The organism is Pseudomonas sp. PS01297, from assembly GCF_029959305.1.
Classification (GTDB): domain Bacteria; phylum Pseudomonadota; class Gammaproteobacteria; order Pseudomonadales; family Pseudomonadaceae; genus Aquipseudomonas; species Aquipseudomonas helleri.
Genome location: NZ_JASCPQ010000243.1, coordinates 1 through 251, shown reverse-complemented (window position 1 = coordinate 251; position 251 = coordinate 1). Strand labels below are relative to the sequence as shown.

The 251-nt window shown below is 55.4% G+C and carries 2 pseudogenes; one reads left to right on the top strand and one right to left on the bottom strand.

Features of this window, described 5'->3' with window-relative positions:
* Positions 1-109: pseudogene (locus tag QMX84_RS26470) on the top strand (cytochrome c5 family protein); the annotation flags it as partial.
* A 15-nt stretch (positions 110-124) separates the two neighbouring features.
* Here QMX84_RS26470 and QMX84_RS26465 read toward each other — a convergent pair.
* A pseudogene (locus QMX84_RS26465) lies at positions 125-251 on the bottom strand (IS5/IS1182 family transposase); the annotation flags it as partial.

Sequence of the window (251 nt, the reverse complement as noted above, 5' to 3'; positions counted from 1 at the left end):
GTTGGTGCAACACGTGCCCCAGGGTGAAAAGGCGATGCCGCCGCGTGGTGTGTGCACGGACTGCAGTGTCGAGGATTACCAGCCAATCATCCAGTGGATGAATGAGTAAGCCCGGCCATAACTCTTAGGCTTTGTACGAAAAGTATTGCCGCATGCAACGTAGGCTGCAGGCCAAGGTGACCATGGCTGCAAAGCTCTTGGCCAGCTTGTCATAGCGAGTGCCGATCCTGCGATTTTCTTTCAGCCAGCCA